At 49.6% G+C, this 4,272-nt stretch carries 2 protein-coding genes; both read left to right on the top strand.

Features of this window, described 5'->3' with window-relative positions:
- Positions 1–575 precede the first annotated feature (575 nt).
- A complete protein-coding gene (locus H6S82_RS20830; RefSeq protein ID WP_199315256.1) occupies positions 576–2,291 on the top strand; it encodes an efflux RND transporter periplasmic adaptor subunit in 1,716 nt (571 codons plus the stop codon).
- Positions 2,292–2,436: 145 nt separating this feature from the next.
- Positions 2,437–4,272 (top strand): efflux RND transporter permease subunit (locus tag H6S82_RS20825; RefSeq protein ID WP_191056643.1); only part of this gene is annotated, 1,836 nt, incomplete at its 3' end.

Raw genomic sequence — 4,272 nt, 5'->3', positions numbered from 1 at the left:
TCAGCGATCGCATTTAAGTTCAGTCACTAAAACCGACTAATTTTTTATTGATAGTAGTTTCAGTGATGATTTTACATCAGCGCGTTCCATGAAACTACCTTGGCAGCAGATTATTTGGGAAATAATTTTAGGGATAGCGATCGAGTTGGCCCCAGTAAGCCCAGAGCGCCAGTCCAGTAAAATAAGTTGACAAAAGAAATGAGATGTGTATGTGTAGAGTGGCAATTCAAGCCATTTTACCCGGTATTGGCCAGCAAAGCGAACACAGCTTTAGCTCACACTCTATCAGTAGATTTGTCCCTCTATTCCAGTGACAAACCTAATCCCGACGCCCCAGTCCCTATCTTGCTTGCCTATTTCCTAAATTTATATCAAACTGATATAATTGTAATTAACTTTTCTTCATAAATCATCGCGATCGAAAATCGATATGTGGTGCTGCCAGCCCTGGCGTCAGGTAGGTGGCAAAGGCTCCAGAGAGCAGTTTCGGTATCCTTCCTGGGAATTTGGTTAGGGCTGTTTGTAAAAGTGGTTCTAAGTTAAAAAATTTTTGCCCTAGAGAGGGATAGATAGCAGTGGCGCAAAAATCCTTACCAGAACAAGAAAAATACGAACTAAATGGCAAAGGAGCTCCCGTGAGTTCCACGCTAGAAAAACAGGAAGTCGATCTCGAGATCGCAAATAGTCCCACTATTGCTGAGATCCAGCCAGAAATCCTATACCAAGAGGAAGAGGAATTCGAGCAAGACTTACCTCCCAGTCAAAGGAAAGGCAGGAGCAAAGGTGGATGGCTCACCCCTGCTGTACTGGGGATGGGAGTCGGTGCAGCCGTAGCAATAGGAGTAATGCACTCTCAATCAAACCAAAGCAGCCAAAAACCCACCCAAGCACCCGCACCCTCAACAGCAGCAGCACCAGCACCAGCAAGCATGACCGTTACCGTCGCGTCGGTAGAAACGACTCCTGTAGCCAACACCATCAGCACCACAGGTACAGTTGCGGCATACAATCTTCTGCCAGTCTTACCCCAAGCCAGCGGCTTGCAAATCAAGCAAGTCACGATCGAAGAAGGGCGACCCGTGAAAGTAGGTCAAATTATGGCCGTACTCGATAACTCAGTCCTGCAAACGCAACTGAGTTCCACACAAGCACAGCTAGAAGCGTCACTAGCCGCAGTACAACAAAAACAAGCGGTTTTGGCACAAGCACAAGCAGAACTGGCGAGGGCACAAGCGACTTTAGCACAAGCGCAAGCCGATCGCGGTAGGGTAGAAGCCAACTTAGCCGACGCCAAGAGCAAGCAAGCAGACGCCGAGAGGACTCGCAAGCGTTACGAATACTTAGCCGAGCAAGGCGCAATCAGCCGTGAAGTTTTAGAAAGCCGCGTTACCAGCGCCACATCGGCGGGAGAAGCAGTGCGAGTCGCCCAAGCCGGAATTGCCAGCGCCGATGCCAATATTACCAGTGCCAAAGCCAGTATCGGCAGCGCCCAAGCAAATATCAACAGTGCCAAAGCCTTTTTATTGAGCGCTCAAGCCGATGTCCGCAACAACGAAGCCAAAGTGCGGCAGATCCAAACACAACTGGGACAAACTCAGGTTGTCGCTCCTGCCAGCGGTATTGTAGTCGCTCCCAGCGCTGACGGTCGTTGCGATGGCAACGCCGCCGCCGGGACAACTGTCGCCAGTCAGGCGATCGCACCCACAGTCGCTCGCGTGGGCGATACCTCTGGAAATAAAGCACTTTTTTGCATTATTCGCAATGGCTACCTGGAACTGCAAGTCAAGATTCCGGAAACCGAGTTAAACAAAGTGCATTTAGGCGCACCAGTCAGCGTCAGCAGCGATGCAGATAACGATATGCTTTGGCGAGGGAGAGTGCGAGAAATTGCTCCCGTAGTCGATCCGCAAACCCGTCAGGCAACTATCAAAGTCGATTTACCTTCTAATGCCCCACTCAAACCGGGAATGTTTCTCAAAGCAGCGATCGCTTCTTCAACGATTAAAGCCCTCTCAGTTCCGGCAACCGCAGTTCAGCGTCAAACTGATGGTCACCCCATTGTTTATTTGTTAGATGGTAACGAAATCGCCCACGTCGAACCAGTGGAAGTGGGTACAACTTTGGGTGGGAACAAAGGCGATATTTCCGGAGCCAAAACAGAAATCAAGAGCGGTTTGAAATTAGGCGATCGCGTTGTCGTTGCCGGTGCTGGCTATCTTAAAGAAGGTGACAAAGTGCGCGTAGTCGATCGAATAGAGGAGCGGGGAAGCGGGGGAGAAAATGTTCGTTAATAGACATCTCCTGCCAAAGAATCTCAGAGGGCAGGCAGGATGCCTACCCCACAAGAATTTTTGGAGAGCGAAGCCAATCCAAAATCCAAAATCCAAAATCCAAAATCCAAAATCCTCTCATCCTTGCATCGGCTGACCGATCTTTATGTCTTTCAACATTTCCGCTTGGTCAATCAAGCAACCAATCCCCACAATTGTTTTATTTTTAGTTCTGACAATAGGTGGTTTATTCTCATTTCCCATTTTGGGGATTGACGATTCACCTAACGTCGATATTCCTTCAGTTTCCGTCTCCGTCGCCCAACCGGGAGCCGACCCGGCAGAACTGGAATCCCAAGTTACCAAAAAAGTAGAAGATGCCGTTGCGGGATTGGGCAACATCGACCATATTCTCAGCACTGTCACCGATGGTGCCTCTAGTACAACGATAAACTTTGTTCTGGGAACGAATAGCGATCGCGCTACCAACGATGTGCGTAACGCCGTCGCTCAAATTCGCCAAAGTCTGCCGCAAGATATCAACGACCCCGTAGTCAAACGAGTAGATTTTGTCGGCGGTTCGATTATGTCCTACGCCGTCACTTCAGAACGGCTATCCCCAGAACAATTAAGCGATTTAATCGACCAAAAAATCAGCCGCGCCATCCTTGCAGTCCCCGGTGTCGGACAAGTGCAGCGCATTGGCGGCGTAGACCGAGAAATTCGCGTAAATTTGAACCCAGACCGCCTGCAATCGCTGGGCATTACCGCCACTCAGGTAAACGACCAAATCCGCAACTTCAACGCTAACTTACCAGGAGGACGCGCCAACGTAGGCAACTCCGAGCAAACTGTCCGCACCTTGGGTAGCGCACCCAGCGTGGATGACTTGAAAAATTATCAAATCACTCTCCCCAGAGGGGGTTTCGTTCCCCTTTCCAGTTTGGGAGAAGTGAGGGATAGCTATGCAGAAGCTCGTCAGGCGGCACGTTTGGATGGTAAACCAGTAGTTGCCTTTTCCATTCTTCGTAGCACTGGCAGCACCCTTGTCACTGTGGAAGAGGCGGTGCAGAAAGCTGTCAAAGAAATGGAAAAAACCCTGCCGGGGGATGTCAAGCTGAAACTGATCTATACTATGGCCGATCGCATCCGCCAATCTTACGAAGCTTCTGTGGATGCGGTAGTTTTAGGAGCTGTCCTGGCAGTAGTCACCATTTTAGTTTTCTTGCGCGATTGGCGAGCAACCTTAATTACGGCGGTGGCGCTACCCTTATCGGCAATTCCCACTTTTGTCGTGCTGAAGATATTGAACTACACCCTCAACAGCATGACTTTGCTAGCGCTGGCGTTGGTGGTGGGGATTTTGGTGGATGATGCGATCGTCGAAATTGAGAACATCGAACGCCATATGCAGATGGGCAAAACGCCCTATAAAGCTGCTTTGGATGCTTCCGACGAAATCGGTTTGGCTGTCGTCGCTACCACGATGACGATTGTATCGGTATTTGCGCCTGTGGCATTTATGGGCGGAATTCCAGGGCAATTTTTTAAACCGTTTGGCGTTACTGTAGCGGTATCGGTTTTATTTTCGCTGTTGGTAGCTCGTACTGTCACGCCGATGATGGCGGCGTATTTGCTCAAAGATAAAAAACATCATCATGACGATAAGCCGCATAAAGACATTCTCTCCTGGGTATATCGTCGGCTGCTGAAGTGGGCGTTAAACAATCGGGTGCTAACGTTGATTATGGCGGTGGCGTTATTTTTTGGCAGTCTTCAGTTGATACCTCATATTCCCACTGGGTTTATCGATCGCGATGATAGCGGACTTTCTAGTGTTTCGATCGAATTGCCTCCCGGTTCTACTTTAGAGCAGACCGATGCAGCCGCCCAGCAAGCCGCGCAAATCTTAAGTACTCATCCGGCTGTAGATACTATCTTGGCAACAATTGGCGCTCCTGCGGTGTCTGGTGGTGCTAGAGGTGGTGGTGGCTCTGGTAGT

Origin of the sequence: Planktothrix sp. FACHB-1355, assembly GCF_014748295.1 — a bacterium.
In the GTDB taxonomy this organism is placed as follows: domain Bacteria; phylum Cyanobacteriota; class Cyanobacteriia; order Cyanobacteriales; family Aerosakkonemataceae; genus Aerosakkonema; species Aerosakkonema funiforme_A.
Note: the sequence above shows the minus strand (reverse complement) of the source record. Positions and strands in the feature narration are given on the sequence as shown.